This window comes from Enterovibrio paralichthyis (assembly GCF_019209835.1).
Taxonomy (GTDB): Bacteria; Pseudomonadota; Gammaproteobacteria; order Enterobacterales; family Vibrionaceae; genus Enterovibrio; species Enterovibrio paralichthyis.
On record NZ_JAHUTS010000057.1, the window covers coordinates 1 to 2,781 of the forward strand.

3 protein-coding genes are annotated in these 2,781 nt (G+C 59.4%); all 3 read left to right on the plus strand.

Annotation, left to right across the window (positions count from 1 at the left end; all coding sequences use genetic code 11):
- The coding region (locus KU854_RS24970) for a DUF3363 domain-containing protein (protein ID WP_223364268.1) at positions 1-807 on the plus strand (807 nt) is incomplete at its 5' end.
- A gap of 216 nt (positions 808-1,023) precedes the next feature.
- Positions 1,024-2,238: a chloramphenicol/florfenicol efflux MFS transporter FloR gene (gene floR, locus KU854_RS24615; RefSeq protein ID WP_000214119.1), complete on the plus strand. Its 1,215-nt coding sequence runs from the start codon at positions 1,024-1,026 to the stop codon at positions 2,236-2,238.
- Positions 2,239-2,292: 54 nt separating this feature from the next.
- Complete coding sequence (locus KU854_RS24620; protein WP_001100557.1) at positions 2,293-2,571, plus strand: LysR family transcriptional regulator; 279 nt, start codon at positions 2,293-2,295, stop codon at positions 2,569-2,571.
- The last annotated feature ends 210 nt before the right edge of the window (positions 2,572-2,781 follow it).

Genomic DNA, 2,781 nt, shown 5'->3' on the forward strand with positions numbered 1-2,781 from the left:
GTAAATTTTCAGCGTTGCTGGCTCCCCGTCAGCCGGATTGGGTTGCATCGCAGGGGTGTCGAAAGAGTCAACTGCGGTCCAAAGCTGTTGGACTTGGGTGAAAAGGGCGTTTATTCTTCCTATACGTGCCGCGTTCCAGGCGGCGACTATGAGGGCTATGTCGATGCCCATGTGCGCCGGCTGGAGGCGCTACGCCGGGCCGGTATCGTCGAGCGGATCGACGCCGACCAATGGCGCATCCCCGATGATCTGGTCAGCCGTGCCGCCGCCCATGACGCCGGCCGAGACAGTCAGGCCAGCGTTCGCGTCCTTTCCCCGGTCGATCTGAACAAACAGATCGGATCGGACGGCGCGACCTGGCTGGACCGGCGGCTGATCCACGGCGAGACGGCCGACCTTGCGCCAACCGGCTTCGGGCAACAAGTCCGCGAAGCCATGGACCAGCGCCGCGAGCACCATATCGAACAGGGCGACGCCACCCGCAGCCGGGACAGCCGCGTCTTCTACCGGCGCAACCTTCTCGCCATCCTGCGGGAGCGCGAGGTAGCCGGCGTCGGATCGGATATGGCTTTGAGTAAGGGCCTGCCGTTCCGCGCCGCCACGGACGGCGAGAGCGTCAGCGGCAAGTTTACCGGAACCGTGCATCTATCGAGCGGCAAGTTCGCCGTGGTCGAGAAATCCCATGAGTTCACCCTTGTCCCGTGGCGGCCGATCATCGACCGCCAACTCGGCCGCGAGGTTATGGGCATCGTGCAGGGCGGGTCGGTGTCGTGGCAGTTAGGGCGGCAGAGGGGGCTGGAACGCTGAGTGCGCCCATGCCGCATTGCGAAGCAAAAGATAATCGGATAAAATGTAGCAATTCATATTCGTAAGCGTGGAGTAATCAGATGGGAAATTCCAAGTCAGCAGACAAGTAAGCCGCAACAACCAGTATTGTTGTTGCGGCGCTCTGTAAGGCTAGTCTCATCTGATTGCTGACGAGCAGACGTCGCCCGGTATTCCTTAATCGAGGGTTGATTCGTCATGACCACCACACGCCCCGCGTGGGCCTATACGCTGCCGGCAGCACTGCTGCTGATGGCTCCTTTCGACATCCTCGCTTCACTGGCGATGGATATTTATCTCCCTGTCGTTCCAGCGATGCCCGGCATCCTGAACACGACGCCCGCTATGATCCAACTCACGTTGAGCCTCTATATGGTGATGCTCGGCGTGGGCCAGGTGATTTTTGGTCCGCTCTCAGACAGAATCGGGCGACGGCCAATTCTACTTGCGGGCGCAACGGCTTTCGTCATTGCGTCTCTGGGAGCAGCTTGGTCTTCAACTGCACCGGCCTTTGTCGCTTTCCGTCTACTTCAAGCAGTGGGCGCGTCGGCCATGCTGGTGGCGACGTTCGCGACGGTTCGCGACGTTTATGCCAACCGTCCTGAGGGTGTCGTCATCTACGGCCTTTTCAGTTCGATGCTGGCGTTCGTGCCTGCGCTCGGCCCTATCGCCGGAGCATTGATCGGCGAGTTCTTGGGATGGCAGGCGATATTCATTACTTTGGCTATACTGGCGATGCTCGCACTCCTAAATGCGGGTTTCAGGTGGCACGAAACCCGCCCTCTGGATCAAGTCAAGACGCGCCGATCTGTCTTGCCGATCTTCGCGAGTCCGGCTTTTTGGGTTTACACTGTCGGCTTTAGCGCCGGTATGGGCACCTTCTTCGTCTTCTTCTCGACGGCTCCCCGTGTGCTCATAGGCCAAGCGGAATATTCCGAGATCGGATTCAGCTTTGCCTTCGCCACTGTCGCGCTTGTAATGATCGTGACAACCCGTTTCGCGAAGTCCTTTGTCGCCAGATGGGGCATCGCAGGATGCGTGGCGCGTGGGATGGCGTTGCTTGTTTGCGGAGCGGTCCTGTTGGGGATCGGCGAACTTTACGGCTCGCCGTCATTCCTCACCTTCATCCTACCGATGTGGGTTGTCGCGGTCGGTATTGTCTTCACGGTGTCCGTTACCGCGAACGGCGCTTTGGCAGAGTTCGACGACATCGCGGGATCAGCGGTCGCGTTCTACTTCTGCGTTCAAAGCCTGATAGTCAGCATTGTCGGGACATTGGCGGTGGCACTTTTAAACGGTGACACAGCGTGGCCCGTGATCTGTTACGCCACGGCGATGGCGGTACTGGTTTCGTTGGGGCTGGTGCTCCTTCGGCTCCGTGGGGCTGCCACCGAGAAGTCGCCAGTCGTCTAACCGACGACTGGTAGCAGGCCCGCTCCGATGCGGCGCACTAACCATCGAAACCTCGTGAATGTCGGTATCCTGTCTGGCAGGATACCGCTCATTTCCCTTGTTCAGTTCATCGCCGTCGCCGAGCATCTGAATTTTCGGCATGCGGCCAAGGCACTTGGTATCAGCCAGTCGAGCGTCAGCGCGCGTGTGAAAGCGCTGGAGGATAACCTTGGTGTCCTGCTATTTGAGCGCCATGCGCGGGGCGTTCGGCTAACAGACGCAGGCAGGCACTTCATGGAGCGTGTCACGGCGGGTGTCGATCAACTCGATCACGCAGTGAAGACCGCGGAGTGACGGGCACTGGCTGGCAATGTCTAGCAACGGCAGGCATTTCGGCTGAGGGTAAAAGAACTTTCCGCTAAGCGATAGACTGTATGTAAACACAGTATTGCAAGGACGCGGAACATGCCTCATGTGGCGGCCAGGACGGCCAGCCGGGATCGGGATACTGGTCGTTACCAGAGCCACCGACCCGAGCAAACCCTTCTCTATCAGATCGTTGAC